The organism is Chitinophaga sp. GbtcB8, assembly GCF_019091455.1.
In the GTDB taxonomy this organism is placed as follows: domain Bacteria; phylum Bacteroidota; class Bacteroidia; order Chitinophagales; family Chitinophagaceae; genus Chitinophaga.
The window spans coordinates 20,216-38,531 of the sequence record NZ_JAGXJN010000029.1 but is presented as its reverse complement, the minus strand read 5'-3'; the positions used below and the strand labels follow the sequence as shown (position 1 = coordinate 38,531).

Below are 18,316 nucleotides of genomic sequence, written 5' to 3'. Positions count from 1 at the left end.
AAAATTTAGATCGTTGCCTGAGTCCGGGGTACCTGTATAAAGGCTTCCCGCACACAATACTGCACAATGGTGTGCGCATACTTTTCTATATCGTAGGTGCAACGGGCGCTTATTTTTTCCAGGTAAGCTTTGGTGGCCTGCTGCTGGATCATAAAACGTGTATCCGCTGCATCTGTGCTGCTGTAGCGCAGTATGCCCAGGGCCGTATTTTCCGTGGAAAGGTCTGCGCCGTCCATCAGCTTTTGCACGTGCTGCTCAAAAGTGGCGGCATCGGTAAGCTGCAGCTCAATGTTGCAGGCGGCCAGCTGTTGTACAAACTGGCTTAAGCGGATGGGGTTAGCTTCCATAATATGAAAAGTGCTGAACAGCTCATTTTTATGCAGTGACAGCGCTACGGTGATACCACACACAATATCCACCGGGGTGGTTTCAAACGTGGTGGCGGCTATTTCCTCACAGTAATAACCCAGGCTAGCCAATGTTCTCAGGCGCTGGTAAAAGTTATTGCTGCCAATATTCTGCTGGAATAACCCGGTTTGCGAATCGCCGCCAATGTTGCCGATGCGGAATACATTTACATGCAGGCGGCCGCTGTTTTCCTTTATATATTGTTCTGCCCTGAATTTGGAAGCGGGGTAAATGCGGCGGCCGAACTGCTGGCCAAGGTCCAGGTCTGTTTCATAAAAGCTAATGCTTTCCACGTTCTCAATAAACCCGCCAGTGGCAACGGCGTTGGTAGAATAGTGATTGAAATACTGCACCCCCTTCTTTTTGGCCCATTCCAGCACCTTTACCGTGCCTTCATAATTAATGCTGTTGGTATGGGTGGCTTTACCAAAATGGCTTACGTTGGCGGCCAGGTGGTGCACGGTATCCACATCCTGTAAATGCGTGTTGCCGGCAGCTGTAAGGCCCAAGTCTGCCAGGGTAATATCCCCGCAGATACCGCTGATCCTTTGCGGAGGCAGCTGCAGGTGCGGGAAGTACCAGCTAACTGTGGCGGCTAAACGTGTTTGTGCGGCAGCATCATCTGCAGCCCTTACCAGGCAGGTAATAGTTGCATTTGTTTTTTCCAGCAGCTCTTTGATCACATACACGCCCAGGAAACCGGTGCCGCCGGTAAGCAGGATATGCTGCGGGGCAATGCGCTCAGCCGCTTCCTGCTCCTGTATGCGCTGCAGCAGCAGCTCATATTCCAGGCTGCGCAGATCGTCACGGCTAATGACGCCGGTTGCTGCGGGCGTAGTATTAACCACGGGCACCGGTGGTATGGCTCCCAGCTTTTCTTCTATCAGCGCGGCCTGCTGGGATACGGTGCAATAATCAAAAATGTCGGCATATTCCAGGTCAACCGCATAACGTTTGGCTATTTGCTGTAATACATCCAATCCTAATAAGGAGGAACCGCCCAGGTCAAAGAAATCATCTTCAAGGCCTATTTCAGTAACCTTCAGCTTATCCTGCCAGATGGCGGTTACCCCTGCTATAATATCCGCCGTGGTAAACACCTGCGGCGCTGCAGCTGTTTCCTGCAGTAAGGCTGCTGGTGCATTATTTACTACAGCCAGTGATATTACCTGCGGCCAGTGGCGTTTAGGTTCGAGTACCGGCAAATGCAGGTTATGCAGGAAAGGCGTTTTGCCGAACAGGTTTGCAAAGCGCAGCTCATGCCCGCTGTTGTAATAAGCGGTCAGTATATCCAGGCAAAGGTCGCGGCCTTGCGTAGGAAATACAGCCTGGATGTGCGCGGGCGCCTGTGCTGTGAGCCATTGCCTGCAGGCAGTGATCATTTCACCCTGGCTGCCCATTACAACCAGCAGGTATTGTTGCTGCGCATCCAGTGTGTTTAAGAATTGTACAAAGGCTGCGCTGTTAAACGGCTCCTGAACGGGTTCCTGTGCAGCCAGCTGCAACAGGGCTTCCGGCAGGGTTACCTTATCCATCAGCAAAAGGGATAAGAGCTTGCCGGATTGTGCGCCAATGATCTTATCCGGTGCAAAACCGCCATTGTTCAATGTTTTGGCAGCGCAGTAATGTAACAGGAAAGATTGTTGTGTGGCTGTCAGCTCCTCATGCCCTGCTGTTACTGCTGTATACAATGCTGCCATGGCCGGGCTTTGATCTAAGAACGCCGTTATCTTATCTGCGGTAAGCAGGCCGGGTATTAACAGGAACACCTGCGGCGGGGTTGCCTTTTTGCGGGGTGTTGTGAATGGAGTTGGCTGTGGGTTGTTGGCTGTTAGCTTTTGTTGCAGGATGTTAATGAGCTCTTCCCGGTCTTTAAACAATACCAGCTCACCGTAAGTAACCTCGCCCATGATCCGGTTCACGGAATAGCTTAGCTGCGCCAGGTTTGTTTGCGGGTACTGCTGTAAATATTGCAGCAGGTAAGCGCTAACGTTAGCCGCTTTTGCGGGTGTAGCGCCACCTAACTTCATTGCATATACGCCATTTTCGGTTGTTGCAGGTGCAGTGTTAACCGGCGCAGCATATTCCTCCACTATCATGTGCACATTGGTACCGGTTAATCCGAAGGAGCTTACGCCGCCTGCCCGTGGCACTTCGCTATTCCAGGGCTGCAGCGTGCGCTGCACTTTTACAGGTGAATCACTTTCCGGTATATGCGGGTTAATGCTGTTAAAACCTACCTGCGGCGGCAGCTGCTGCTGTTTTAATGCCAGCACCAGCCTGGCCAGGCCTGCCAGCCCTGCTACGGGGCCTAAATGTCCGAGCTGTCCCTTTACGGAGCTGATGGAACAAACTTTGTCCATGCCCGGCAGGCTTTCTTTAAAAGCAGCATCTATGCCGCTGAACTCAATAGGATCGCCTAAGATGGTACCAGTGCCATGCGCTTCTATAAATCGTATATGCGCCGGGTTTACCCCGCTATTCTCCCATGCCATGCGGATCACTTCTGCCTGTGATACCGGGCTGGGTGCAGAAATATTCTGGATCAGCGCGCCGCCATGGTTTATGGCGCCGCCTTTAATAATGGCATGAATGGGATCGCCATCGCGGATGGCGGCATCGGCTCTTTTAAGCAGCACACATACAATACCTTCCCCACCCAGGATACCATCGGCATCGCCGTCAAATGGGTGACATTGCTCCCGTTTGGACATTACCGGTGAAAGCACAGCATGGTCCCTGGAGCTTACGCTCAGGCTTACACTACCTACCATGGCCAGGCTGCAATCATCATTAGCCAGGCTTTGACAAGCATAATAGAGTGCAGTCAAGGAGGAGGAGCAGGTGGTATCCACCCCTATCAGCGGCCCGCGCCAATCCATAAAATTGGCTACCCGAGTGCCTACCATGCCGGGCATGTGCGCAGTAAGGGCCAGGTTATTAAACTCATCAAAAAAGTGCCGGTACATTGATTGGCCAAACGTGTGAAAGAAACCAATGCGCTGTCCTCTCAGCTCCGCCGGTACATAACCTGCATTGTACACGGCCTTGACCGCATGCTCCAGCATAAGGCGCTGCTCCGGATCCATACGCTCTGCTTCTGCGGGCGATATTTTAAAGTACTCGTTGTCAAACAGGTCTATCCTGTCCAGGTAAGAGCCTTTCGTTACTTCAAACTCCCCGAAGCGGGAAAATATATCGTTCAGGCGCTGGGCTGATAATGGCTTAAAACTATGCTCACCTGTTTGCACAGTTTCCCAGAATGCTTCCAGGTTATCTGCCTCCGCTACTTTCATGGAAAGACCAATAATTGCAATGGCTGTTTTCATGTTTTGGGTTTTTAAAAGATCATTAATTCGGTTTCCTTCTCCGCAGGCGCTGCTTCTTTGATCATTTTTTCCTGTTCTATAGCGCGGGCAATGTCCCGGATAGTCAGGTACTCGAAAAACTTATCTATGGAAAAACTAACGCCCAGCTGCTGACTTACCAGCTGCGACATCTTGATTATCTTCAGTGAGTTGCCGCCCAGGTTAAAAAAGCTGGTTTGCACGCCCACAGGGCTTTTCCCCAGCACCTCCTCCCAAATAGCCACCAGCTGTTTTTCAATGCCGGTATCCGGGGCTATATATACTTCGTCTGACAGGGTGCCCAGCTCTTCGGGGTCCGGTAATCTTTTGCGGTCTATCTTACCATTGGGCGTTAAGGGAATAGCTTCCAGCTGCACATAATGTGCAGGCAGCATGAATGATGGCAGTGTTTTTTGCAGGAACTGCTGCATATCCTGTTTGCTGAGCGTTGTTTGACTTACCACATAAGCCACCAGCTCTTTTTCCCCGCTGCCATTGGCTTTAGCCTGCACCACGGCTTGCGCTATTTCAGGATGCTGCTGTAATGCGGTTTCAATTTCGCCCAGCTCTATGCGGTACCCGCGGAACTTCACCTGGTCATCTTTACGGCCCAGGAAAATAATGCTGCCGTCCGGCAGCCATTTACCCACATCACCGGTCCTGTAAAAACGTTCACCGGAACGGAAAGGATTATTTACAAACTTTTCTGCGGTAAGCGCATTGTTATTCAGATATCCCCTGGAAAGGCCATGGCCACCTATGCAAATTTCTCCGGCAACGCCTATGGGCTGGGGCTGTAGCTGTGCATCCAGGATATATACCTGGCTGTTGGAGAAGGGCATGCCCAATGGCACATTACCGCTAGCGGTGTTAATGTTCACCTTATTCACCAGCTTGCCAATGGTAGTTTCAGAGGGGCCGTAATGGTTATATACTTCACAGCTGCCATCATAAGCGCGCAGCAGATCTATTACATCACTGGTCAGCTGCTCGCCTCCGAAAATGAGGCATTTTGCCGGTACAAACAGCTGGTGTACCTGCTGTAATGCCTTCCAGTGCGAGGGTACTATTTTTATGCAATCCAGCTCCGCCTGCAGCATACGGTCTGCATTCATTACATCTGCTGCAGTAAATACCTGCAATCTTCCGCCGGTTAACAGGCAGGGATATACGACGGTATTGCCCAGGTCTGCAGCGATGGTAGATACCAGCCCGAAGTGCTTACATTCGCGGATGTTGGTACGCGCCAGTATGCCATACACATAATCCACCAGCGACTGGTGATTGATCATTACACCTTTGGGCTGGCCAGTGCTGCCGGAGGTATAGATCACATAGGCCAGGTCGGCCGGCAGTATATCATTGCGTACCGGCAGCTCAGCATCTGTAATACCGTCCAGCTGAATATCAATGGCAAACACATTGCCTTTGTAATAGTCCAGGTCAAAAATATAATCTGTTTGGGTGATGAGCGACTTAATGCCGGTATCCTGTATTATAAATTCCTTTCTTGCGCGGGGTGTTTCCGGCTCAATGGCCACATAAGCGCCGCCTGACTTCAGGATGCCCAGTATAGCGATGATCATGCTGGCAGAGCGGTCCAGCATAACGCCTACCAGGTCATCTGCTTTTATATTGCAATTGCTGCGCAGGTAGGCAGCCAGCTTGTTTGCCTGCTCCTGCAGCTCCCGGTAAGTAAGGTCTTTCCCTGCAAAAGTGAGGGCTATATTTTCCGGTGTGCGGGCGGCCTGCTCATCAAACAGGTCTACAATGGTTTTATTGGTTGGATAGGCGATGGTGCTTTCTGCAAAATTCACCAGCAGCTGCTGTTTTTCCGTTACACTTAAATAATCCAGCTGCTGAATGGGTTGCTCAGGCGCTGCCAGCGCTGCTTCCAGCAGCTGTTCCAGGTGATTGCACAGGCGGGTAATGGTGGCTTTGCTGTAAATATCCTTGTTGTACACTGCCTGTACATACAGCGCATCTTCTGTAGTTGTGAAAAAGAAAGTGAGGTCAAATTTGCTGATAGCATCTTCCCCGGAAGCATAGCTGCTTACCTGTACATTGCCTAATGTTTGCGGTTCCTTTGCATCACCACCATCAGCGTTCTGTAATACCACCATTACATCAAACAGGCTGCTGCGGCTCATATCCCGCTGCAGGTGCAGCTCATTCACCAGCTCATCAAAAGGATAGGCCTGGTGCTCATATGCGCCCAGGGTTACCTGTTTAATATGCTGCAGCAAGGCGGTGTAGCTATCATCGCCTTTGAACTGCGCTCTTAATGCAAGCGTGTTCACATAAAATCCTATCTGGTTTTCCAGGTCGGGGTGTTCCCGGCTGGCAATGGAAGTGCCTATTACAATATCTGTCTGGCTGGTGTAGCGGTACAGCAATGCATTTATTGCTGCCAGCAATCCCATGAACAGGGTGCTACCCTGTTCTTTGAGCAATACCTGCAGCCGGCTACTTAATGCAGGGCTGAAGCTTTTATTTACCACCGCGCCACGATGCGTTTTTACGGCCGGGCGTATGTTATCACCTGCCAGCTGCAGCACCGGCAGCTCTCCTTCAAACTGCTGCAGCCACCAGGCCTTATGCTCATTCAGCGCTCCGCCGCTTAGCTGCGCCTGCTGCCAGGCAGCATAATCCTTGTATTGGATACGCAAGGGCGGCAGCTGCAGCTCCTCATTACGGGTGCGTGCATTGTATAATTGCAGCAGCTCTGCTACCAGGATATCCATTGACCAGGCATCGCTGATAATGTGATGCAGGGTGTAGGTAAATACCCATTTATTATCTGCCACCTGGCATAAAACAGCGCGTAACAAAGGGCCGGTGGCCAGGTTAAAGGGCTTCCCGGCATCCTGCTGTACAAAGGCCTTCAGCTTTTCTTCCTGTTCTGCTTCCATCCGCAGATCATGGTAGGCGATCTCAAAATTCACATCAGCAGCCGGCTGAATGTACTGCCGGATCTCAAACTGCTCATTTTCCCTGAACACCGTCCTTAAGATCTCATGCCGAGCAATCAGGTTCTTAAAAGATCCCTGCAGCGCTATCAGGTCCAGGTTACCTTCAAACACAAATACACCGGGCATGTTGTAAGCGGTATTGCTTTCCTCAAACTGGCTTAATACCCATAACCTGCGCTGCGAGGAGGATAACACGTAAGAGGCGCTGGCTTCGACTGCCGGTATTTCGTTATGGTTATCTGCCCGGGTTACAGACAGCCAGGCCATCAATGCGTTTTTATTTTCTTTTATTTTCTGTATCACATCCTCCTTCAATGCGCCATCCGGTGCATTGATCTTTAGCTTCCCGTCTTCCACGTATACCTGTATATCCTTTTCTGCCAGTGCCAGTATTAAGTCAATTACATTTTTCATATCCGTATAAAAATTATTTGCTTACAACTTAGAGTTCAATTACATCCCGGTTCTCCTGTTTTATTTGCCGGGAGCTTTCAATCCATTTACCGGCGCGGATCATATCGCCCAGCGCTTCAATGGTGGGGTTAAAGAAAATATCCTTCAGGGCTATGCGGTAGTCAAATGTTTTATGGATCTGGCCCGCCAGCCGTGCCACTTTCAGACTATGGCCTCCCAGCTCAAAGAAATCATCCTTAATACCGATCTTTTCCACCCGCAGGATCTCCTGCCACATGCTCACCAGCGTTACTTCCGTTTCATTGCGCGGGGCCACATATTCCACACTGGTAGCCATGCCTGCGCCCTGCGGATCGGGCAGCTGCTTTTTATTCACCTTGCCATTGGCGGTTACCGGGAAACTATCCAGCTGCACAAACTGCGATGGGATCATGTAAGAGGGTAATGTTTTATTCAGGTGTGTGCGCAGCTCTGCTATATTCAGCTCTACATTACCGGTTACATAGGCTACCAGCATTTTTTCACCGTCGGTTCCACTGCGGGCCACTACTACTGCGCCATTCACCTGCTCATGCAGCTGCAGGGTGGTTTCTATTTCACCCAGCTCTATGCGGTACCCGCGGATCTTCACCTGGTCGTCCTGCCGGCCTATGAACACAATATTCCCATCCTGTGTCCAGCGCACTACATCGCCGGTGCGGTATAATTTTCCTTCACCAAAAGGATTGTCAATGAATTTTTCTGCTGTAAGCTCCGGCCGGTACAGGTAACCTTTGGCCAGGCCATCGCCGGCTATATACAGCTCTCCGCTAACACCTATGGGCAACAGCTGCAGCGCTGCATCCAGCACGTATAGCTGCGTATTGGCAAAGGGTTTCCCGATCACGGAAGACACGCCATGGGTGCTGTCTGCAATGACAGCATTCACCGTGCTTTCCGTAGGACCGTATGCGTTAAAGAGCTGTATGCCATAACCTTGCGCTGCCCGCAGCACACCATCCGGCAGGGCTTCGCCGCCAAATGCAATCATGCGTACGGTAGCAAACAGATCTGCCTTTTCGCTTTCTTCCAGCTCATGGATCACGGGGAAGAACAGCGGTGGAATATTCAGAATGGTGATCTTATTATCCACTACAAAACGCCGGAAGCCGGAGGGCTGCAATTCCACATCCTGCCGTATTACTACCCCGGCGCCTTTCAGCAGGAAGGGGAAGGTTTCCTCTACCGACATATCAAAAGAGAGGGAAGCAAATTGCAAAATGCGATCCTTTTCCGTTACGTTATACTGTCTGATAACACCCAGGGCCAGGTTCACCAGGGATAGGTGCCCGATCATTACGCCCTTGGGATTGCAGGTGCTGCCGGAGGTGTAAATAATATAAGCCAGATCGCCAGGCTGCGGTATGGTGGACAGATTGCTGGCAGGGTATTGCTGTGCTGCTTTATGGAACGCTTCCAGCAGGTCTTCGTCTACCAATACTTTGCACTTACTGTCTTCAACAATATAATCAATACGCTCCTGCGGATAATCCGGATCAACGGGCACATAAGCGCCGCCGCTTTTCAGCACGGCCAATACCGTTATCATTACCCATTCGCTGCGGTCCAGCTTTATGCCTATGAGATCATTGGGCTGAATGTTATACTGCGCTTTTAAATAATGCGCCAGGCGGTTAGACTGTTCGTGCAGCTGCTGGTAGCTAAGCGTGCGGTCTTTGAAAATGACGGCAATGTTTTCCGGCGTGCGGGTTACCTGCTCCTGTAACAGCTCTATAACGGTTTTGTCTTTCGGATAATCCATGATGCCCGGCTCATTAAAGGCAATGAGCTGCTGCTGCTTTTCCGCTTCACTTAAATAACAAACGGTGTCTATCTGTACTGCCGGATTATCCAGCACCTGTATAACCAGCTGTGTAAAATGTTCTTCCAGGGCCGCCATTAGCTGTGCGGCATATACCATGCTGTTATATTCAAAACGAATGCGGAAGTTATTACCGGGAATAACAGAAACAGAAAGGTTGTAGCTGGTTTGCTCCACACCGGCAGACGATATCACTAACAGCTCCTGTTGCTGCTGCCGGCCGGCTGCATGCTGTTCCACCATTTCCTGTACCGGGTAATTTTCAAATATGAGGATGTGATCAACCAAACCGCCACCCGGTTCACTTACTGCCAGCACATCTGCCAGCTGTGTATAGTGATGCGCCGCTGCGCTGATGGCGCTTTCCTGCACGGCTTTTAGTAACGCTTCCGCAGTGGCGCCTTCATTTATACGTATACGTACGGGGATGGTGTTAATGAACAGGCCTATCATTTCTTCAATACCCTTTATTTCTCCCGGGCGGCCGGACACTACTGCGCCAAACACTACATCCCTTGTATTGTTATAACGGGATAGTAACAAGCCCCAGATGGTTTGGATGAAGGTATTTTCCGTAATGCGCAGCTGCGCGCACAGGGCTTTTATGGCGGCGGTGGCAGCAGTACCCAGGTTAAAGGCCCGCTCTGCCGGTTCAAAGGCAGCATGGTTGCCGGCAGCCAGCTGCGGCAGGGTGCTTACGGTATCATAATCTGCCAGGTAATGCCTCCAGTATTGTAACGACCTTTCTTTATCCTGCTGCATAAGCCAGGAAATATAACCCGCATAAGGCTGTACTTCCGGCAGGCTGGTTTTGCGGCCCTGCAACAATCCTTCATACAATTCAGAGAATTCTTTGATCAGGATACCTACACACCAGCCATCCATTAAAATGTGATGATGACCCCAGATAAATTCATAGGTATCTGCACCCAAACCTAACACGGTGAGGTTCATTTGGGATCCGCTATGCAGGTCAAAGCCTTGCTGGCGGATGTTGCGTTTAATATCTTCTATCACAGGATCCGCCTGACCGCTAACATCCAGGTATTGGAAATTATTCAACACTTTCTTTTTCACTACCTGCAGCACGCTGCTATCCAGCTCCTGTGTAAAGCTGGTGCGCAGCACGGCGTGGCGCGCCACCAGCATTTCATAGCTGCGTTCCAGCGCATCCAGGTTCAGCGTACCTTTCAGGCGATAGCTCATTTGCTCGCAATACGCCAGTGAACCAGGTGTGCTGAGCCAGTGGTAGTACAGCCCTTCCTGTAAATGGCTTAATGGATACACATCTTCTGTATTCCCATCCACATCCAGCTGCTCCACCTGTTCCATACTCAGCTCTTTATAAGTAAGGTCAACCGGGGTAAGATGCGTGGCAGCTGTTGCAGAGAGCGCGTTTATCAGCTCTTCCAGCTGCGCCTGGAAACAGGCAAGCAGCCTTGCAATTACCGGTTTGGAATACTGGTGGGTACTATAACTGATGGTTAAACGGAGCTGCCCTTCTGTTACCATGCCCAGTACATCCAGCAGCACAGCGCGCGGTTCGTCCGGCGAGATGGCACGCCCCTGGTAGTCGCCGGAAAATCCAAACAGCTGTTTGCCTTCCGCGTCCTGTACACCTGCACCAAAATCGCCCAGGTAGTTGAATGCTATTTGCGGCTGCAACCGGTAGTTGCGGCCGGCTGTGTAACGCAGTATGCCATAACCCATGCCTTTATTGGGCACGCGGTGCAGAGTTTCTTTTACGGTGATCAGCTGCCGGATGGCATCCTCCCGGTGGCGCATATCAAATACCACGGGGTACATGCTGGTAAACCAGCCTACGGTGCGGGTTACATCTACATTAGCGCCTATGTTCTCCCGGCCATGCCCTTCCAGGTTGATCAGCACTTTTTCCAGCTCAAACACCTCTGCTACTGCCATGCTGAAAGCGCCCAGTAACAGGTCATTCACCTCTGTACGGTATGCGCTGTAACACTGTGTTAATAAGCGGCTGGTTAAACTTTCATCCAGCAGAAAAGATTGACGGGCAGCATCTTTTATCAGGCTGCTGCCCTCTGCATGTTCCACCGGTACCGGCGGAATGTGCATGGCTTCCAACGCATCCCAATAGACTGCTTCTTTTTGCAGGATTTCGCTTTGTGCATATTGCTGCTGCATTTGCTGCCAGTACTGGAAGGAATCCGTTTTTAAAGGCAGCTCCAACGGCTGAGCTGCCATGTATTGCTGGTATAATGTGGAAAGATCTTCAAACAAAATGCGCCAGGATACACCGTCAATTACCAGGTGATGGGCTACCATTAATAAACGGTCGCCTGCTTCACCGCGAAATAAACCTACACTGAACAAAGGTCCTTCTTCCAGCTGCATACCGGATTGCAGACGGTCGCAATGTGCAGCAAAATCTGTTTCGCTGATATTGCGGATCTCTTCAAAGATATAACCTTGCGTTTTGCCTTTGTTCTCCTGCAGCCAGCCGGTTTCCGTTTGGCGGAATACCATGCGCAGCGCATCATGGTGTTGAACAATCTTATCCAGCGCGGCGCGCAGCGCATTAATATCAACAGGCGTTTTGCTGTAGAGTAACACAGATTGATTGTAATGATGTTTATGCAGGACCGCCCCGTTCAGGAACTGCGACTGTATGGGGCCTAACGGCACCAAACCTTCCACCAGCCTCTGAGGAACCGCGCGGGTCACTACCTGCACTTTACTTGCTAGTTCTTCTATTACAGGGAAGCGGATCACGTCCTGGATGGTTAAGGTAAAACCCCGTTGTTTTAAACGGGCCACTACCTGTATGGATTTAATGGAATCGCCGCCCAGGGCCAGGAAATCATCTTTAATACCGATGGACTGTTTCTTCAACACTTCTTCATACACCGCCACCAGGTTACGTTCTGCTTCATTACGCGGCGCCACATAGGTTACGTTAGCAGCCATTATCCCGGTTTCCGGATCAGGCAGGTTCTTCTTGTCTACCTTACCGCTGGCATTCAACGGCAATACATCCAGCTGCACAAAATGTGCAGGCAGCATATAAGCAGGCAGGATTGTGCCCAATGCAGCGCGCAGGGCTGTTATGTTAAGCGTAACCTCACTTACCAGGTAGGCTACCAGCTCTTTCTGCCCATTGCTGTTTGGCCTGGCCAGTACAACAGCGGCTTGTATGCCCGGTTGCTGTTGCAAAATACTTTCTATTTCACCCAACTCTATACGGTAACCGCGGATCTTCACCTGCTCGTCCTTACGGCCGGCAAATGCAATGTTACCGTCCGGCAGCCAGCGGCCCAGGTCACCAGTGCGGTACAGGCGCTCACCGGGTTTAAAAGGATTGGCTACAAATTTTTCGGCGGTTAATGCGGGCTGGTGCAGGTATCCGCGGGCCAGGTTATACCCTGCCAGGCAAATCTCGCCGGTAACGCCTACCGGTTGTAATTGCAGGTTAACATCCAGTATATACACCGCGGTGTTGTCAATGGGTTTACCAATGGGTATTACAGACAGGCCGTTCAGCTCATTCAGATGAATGGAGGCAGACACCACTGCATTTTCCGTAGGGCCGTAGTTGTTAATCAGCTTCAGGTTACCGGTATGCCGCAGCGCATCGCCCCCGGTAAGGATCTTTACCTGATCCAGGCCAGTGGTGGCAGCATCTGCCAGCTGCTCACATATTACAGTAGGTAAAAAGCAATGCGTAATACCCTGCTCTTTTATAAATGCAGCTATTGCAGTTACATCCAGCCGTATATTACCGGGTAACGGATACAGCGTGGCGCCGGTTAACAGGTAGGGCCATATTTCCCAGCCTGCGGCATCAAAGCTAATGCTGCTATACACGGTTGCCTTGCTTTGCGCCGTTACTTCAAAATAACGATTATGCCAGTTGCATAAATTTGATAAAGCAGCATGCTCCAGCATAACGCCTTTAGGCCTGCCCGTGGAACCCGATGTATAGATCACATACGCCAGGTTAGCGGCATTGTTGATCAATGGCAGGTTTACAGCGGGGTATTGCAATAACAGCGGATTATCTTTTATTACTACTGCTTCAAAACCGGCTGTAGGCAACACCGCCTTGCGGTGCTCGTTTTCTATTATCACTATTTTAATGCGGGCATCTTCCAGCATGTAACGTACACGTTCTGCCGGCAGCTCCGGATCAATGGGCACATAAGCAGCGCCGGATTTCAGAATGCCCAGCATACCAACAACCATTTCTGCGGAGCGCCCGCTTACAAGGGCTACCAGCGTTTCTGCCGTTACCTGGCAGCCCCCCCTTAAAAATGCGGCCAGCTGGTTAGCTTTTTCATTCAGCTCTTTATAGGTAAGCTGCGTATCTGCCGTTACAATAGCTATTTGCTGAGGTGTAGCTGCAGCCTGCCGTTCAAACTGTTCCTGTATGGTTTCATTCGCAAGGTAAGGTACCGTGGTATTGTTAAAAGTACCCAGCAGCTGCTGCAGGTCGTGCGCCGACAGCATAACCTGCTTATCTGTTCTGCCTGTGGGGTTAAACGCAATATTTTCCAATGCACGTTCAAAGTATTCATTGAATGCAGCCAGAGAAATACCGCCTGTTAACTCTTTCTTCTGTTTATAGATCAGCTTTAACATGCCACCTGTTATGCTCACAGAAAGATCCAGCCAGGTATTGGTGGATTCAAAAGATTTCAGCTCCAGGCTGTTCTTTTCCTTCGTGGCTTTTTCATCCAGTACCACGTGCAGCGCATCATACACATGGAAGTTGATATAGTTGAAAACAACATCAAAGAACGGGTTGCTTTCTCTTATATCACCACCTGACAAGCGGTTAATTTCATAGAGGCTTAACCGGTCCCGGCCCTTCAGGGATCTTAATTTATGATCCAGCTCCATTGTGTACTGCCTCCAGCTACCGGCGGTACTGCCCTGCTGATAGCGCAGTGGAATTGTGTTCAGGAAGCAGCCCAGGATCTTATCCCCGTCCTCGCATACCGGCCGTACATTGGATACGAGGCCAATAGTGAGGTCTGTTTCTGCAGTGAGCAATTGCAGCGTATATAAATAAGCTCCAAGGAACAATGTTCTTACCGGAACCCCCTGCAGTTTGGCTGCATTTTCCAGCTTAGGTAAATAATCAGGCGGGTAGTTTTTTTCAAATGAAGCGGCCAGCGCTTTGTTTTCAAAAACGGACAGGCGTTTATGATCTGCCAGCTCCTGCTGCCAGAAACGGATATTTTCTTCCTGTGCTTTCTCTGCCAGGGAGCTTATAATGCTGGTTTTATTATCCGCCATCAGCGGGGCGGGGCGGTAAGCTGCATCCTGCTGCAGCTGCAGGCATAAGTGATGCAATTCTGTGTTCAGCGAAGCTACGCTCCAGCCATCCAGGATAGCGTGGTGGAACTGGAACAGGTACACCATCTGATCTGCAGCGGTGACAAAAATGCTGATCCGCCAAAGGGGTGCTATGGAAAGATCAAACGGTCTTTTGCGTTCGTCTGTTATATACTGGCGGATGTAAGCCTGCTGCGCTGCGGCATCTTTATCCGTCAGGTCCTCTACCAGCATGTTCACCGGTACGGTTTTATACACGATCTGCAGGCTATCGCTGCCCATGTTATAAATATCAAAACCGGTCCTTAAAATGCTGTGTTTTTCCACCAGCAGGGTAAAGGCCTGTTTAAAAATATCCAGGTCAAATAACGGAAGCTGGTACACAAACTGATCGTGGTAAGTACCGTTTTCCGGGTCTTTCAGCTGCTCAAACACCATTCCTTTCTGTATATCGCTCATGGGATATACCTCTGCTATGGCAGCGGCATTGGGCGCCGTGCGCAACACTTCCTGTTGCATGGCATCCAGCTGTGCGGTGATCTCCTGCTGTAGCTGTAACTTTGCATCTGGCACATGGCCGTAGGCTGTTACGTGGGCTGCCAGCGCCGCTATAGTAGGCATTTCATAAAAAGTGCGTAGCTCAATTTCTTTATGAAATTCCTTTTTCAGTTTGCTGAGAATGCGGATAGAAATAATAGAGTCCCCCCCTATAGTAAAGAAATTATCGTGCACGCCTATACGATCTGCAGCCAGCACTTCTTCCCAGATAGCGGCAATGGTTTGTTCAGTCGCATTCCGGGGTGCTGTGTATTCCGTGGCCGGCAGCAGGGCATGCTGTAAGGCGGCCAGCGCTTTTTTATCTGCCTTGCCGTTCGGCGTTAAAGGCAGGACGCTTAACTCTATAATGGCAGCAGGATGCATGTAGTCCGGCACCTGTGCGGTAAGATATTGCTGCAGCTGCGGCAAGCTGTAACCAGCTGCAGGCACTACAAATGCCAGCAGGCGTTTAGTCCCCGCTGCATCTGCTTTTACAATAGCGGCAGCCTGGCTTACCAGCCCGGATTGCAGCAGCACGGATTCTATTTCTCCCAGCTCTATACGGTAACCGCGGATCTTTACCTGGTCATCTATCCTGCCCAGGTACACAATGTTACCATCCGGCAGCCATTGACCCAGGTCGCCGGTGCGGTACAGGCGTTCGTTCTTGCGGAAAGGATTCTCCACAAATTTCTGTGCGGTCAGCTCCGGTTTGTGCAGGTAACCTCTTGAAAGGCCTACGCCGCCAATACAGATCTCCCCTGCTACTCCTAATGGCAGCAGCTCCAAGGACTTACCCAATATGTACAGCTGCGTGTTCCAGATGGGACGGCCAATGGGGACCCTGTTATCCTGCGGAGTGGTAGCGTAAAATGTAACGTCCACTGATGCTTCCGTTGGCCCGTACAGGTTATGAATGGGTGTGCTTACAAGACTGTACCATTTTTTTACCGTTTCTACCGGTAAGGCCTCACCACTTGTGATCAGCAGGCGCAGGCCCTGTAAGGCTGCTTTTGTGGATGATTCTTCAAATAAAGCGGTTATGAATGCGCTTAACATGCTGGGCACAAAGTGCAGGCAGGTTACACCCTGTGTGGCTATGAGGCGCAGGATGCGCTGCGGAGAGGCAATATCATCTTTATGACATAATACCATCTTTACGCCCCAGCACAAAGGCATGAATATTTCCCAAACAGATACATCGAACGTGAAGGTTGTTTTCTGTAAGATCACATCTTCATCACTGAATGCATACTGGCGGTACATCCATTCCACGCGGTTCACCACGCCGCGGTGCTCCAGCATACAGCCTTTTGGCCTGCCGGTAGAGCCGGAGGTGTAGATCACGTATGCCAGGTCCGTAGGCTGGTTCACTATGGGCAGGTTCTCTGTGCCATATTGCTGCTGCTGTTCGCGGAAAGCCGCCAGCCAGGCATCATTGATCAATACCTTGCTTTGGCTGTCTGCTACCATATAATCAATACGGTCCTGCGGGTATGAAGGATCAATGGGAATGTAGGCGGCGCCGCTCTTCAGCACACCCAGTATGGAAATGATCATCCATTCACTGCGATCCAGCTGAATGCTTACCAGGTCATTGGGCTGAATACCGGCTGTGCTGCGTAAATGCGCAGCTAAGCGGTTGGCCTGCTCGTTTAATTCCCGGTAAGTGAATGTGCTTTCGCCAAACACCAGCGCTACCTTTTCAGGCCTGCGGCTTACCTGTTCTTCAAACAGGTGTACCATGGTCTTATCTGCCGGGAAATCTGTTGCGGTATCATTGAAGGTATGTAGCAGCTGCTGTTCTTCTGCGGCATCTATATAAGCGGCCTGCCGTAAAAGCTGATCAGGCGCATCTGCTATATGCTGCAGAATGCGGAAGTACATTTTTCCTATATCCGATACCGTTAATCCTGATCTTAATTTACGGCTCAGGAAAAAACGTGCGTTAAATACATTACCTGTAAGGTTCACATTCACTTCCAGCGGCATGTTGGTACGTGCGCGGGTGTTATTGTTGAAGGCAGCTGCGGCGGCTTCCGTACCGGTAGCATCGTCATTACCTTTTAACCCTTCATATACATGAAAATTTACAAAGTTGAAGAAGGTATCAAAGAAGGGATTACCGCCACCCTGGCCGGCATCCGGGTGCAAACGCGCAATCTCTACGAGGCTTACACGCTCCGGCTCCTTTAAGGCCAGCAGTTTTCCCTCTACCTGTTTTACCCAGCCGGCTGCTGTAACATCTTCCCCAATAGTGGCACGCAGGGGCACCGTATTCAGGAAGCATCCCAGCACTTTATCACTATCCTCCAACCCGGGGCGGGTATTGGTCACCAGCCCTGCTACCACCTCATTATCTGCACTCAGTACTTTTAACAGGTACAGGTAGGCGCTGAGCGAAATGGTTCTTATGCTGGTGCTTAATGTAACGGCTAACGCCTGCAGCTTATCCTGGTAAGCATGATCCAGGGTTTGTAAAAAACTATTGTATTCATACTCACCGGTAAAAAGATCCGGGCGTTTGTAACCGGCCAGCTCCTGCTCCCAGAAGGTATGCAAGCTGCGGTTACGTTTATCTGCCTGCTGCTGGATCACAAAATCTTTATAGGATGATCTTAATAAAGGTAGCCTGTCAATGGCGGAATGTTCCAGCTCCAGGTACACATTATTCAGCTCCGTAAGCAGGTTGGCGTGGCTCCAGCCATCCAGTACGGCGTGATGGAACTGTAAAGACAGTACAATTTCATCCCTGCTGATCCTGAACACATCTGCCCTCCACAGCGGGGCTGCGGTTACGTTAAACGGATGGGTTGCATCTGCCTGCAGGAAACTGCGGATCTCCTGTTCCTGCGCTTCGCGCTCCAGGTGAGTAAGATCGTGCTCATTCACCGGTGCATTTATTGTTTTGTATACTATTTGCAGATCGCCATCATCATCACCTAACAGGAATGCAGTCCTCAGCAATGCGTGTTTCTCAATTAACAGCGCAAAGGCCCGGCGGAAGCGGTCCATATCAAAACCAGGCAGTACACGGTGGTTTACGAATACGTCGTGATATACGCCCAGCCCTTTGTTCACCAGGGATTCATACACCATGCCTTTTTCGATATCGCTCATGGGGAAAATGTCTTCCACCTGTTCTGCATCATTAAGCCCTGACAGCACCCGGTCTTTCAGTGCGGCTATATCTGCCAGCACTTCCGCTTTGCTACGGTTTTCCGCTTCACTGTTCTCATTACTGCGTCCTGATAAATACTGCACCAGGCTTTCAATAGTGCTGTGCTTATAAAAATCTGCAATGGAAATGTTCAGGGCCAGCTGTTTTCTCAGTGCGCTAATGGTGCGCAGTATTTTAATGGAGTCTCCGCCCAGGTTAAAGAAATCGTCGGTTATACCCACAGGCTGTTTGTTCAGCACCTGCTCATAAATGGTTGCAAATGCTTTTTCCATTTCATTGCGGG

General features: G+C 50.5%; 3 protein-coding genes. All 3 read right to left on the bottom strand.

Annotation, left to right across the window (positions count from 1 at the left end; all coding sequences use genetic code 11):
- Positions 1 to 5: 5 nt before the first annotated feature.
- The 3 genes from KVT36_RS22225 to KVT36_RS33275 are packed head-to-tail and all read right to left on the bottom strand — an operon-like array spanning position 6 to position 18,305.
- Positions 6 to 3,737, bottom strand: a complete 3,732-nt coding sequence (locus tag KVT36_RS22225) for a beta-ketoacyl synthase N-terminal-like domain-containing protein (protein WP_217605647.1) — start codon at positions 3,735 to 3,737, stop codon at positions 6 to 8.
- Between the two features lie 11 nt (positions 3,738 to 3,748).
- The gene (locus KVT36_RS22220; RefSeq protein ID WP_217605646.1) at positions 3,749 to 7,141 is read right to left on the bottom strand and encodes a non-ribosomal peptide synthetase; all 3,393 of its coding nucleotides are present in this window, start codon (positions 7,139 to 7,141) and stop codon (positions 3,749 to 3,751) included.
- 28 nt (positions 7,142 to 7,169) lie between these two features.
- Positions 7,170 to 18,305, bottom strand: coding sequence for an amino acid adenylation domain-containing protein (locus KVT36_RS33275; protein ID WP_368670040.1), 11,136 nt, complete (start codon positions 18,303 to 18,305; stop codon positions 7,170 to 7,172).
- Positions 18,306 to 18,316: the final 11 nt, after the last annotated feature.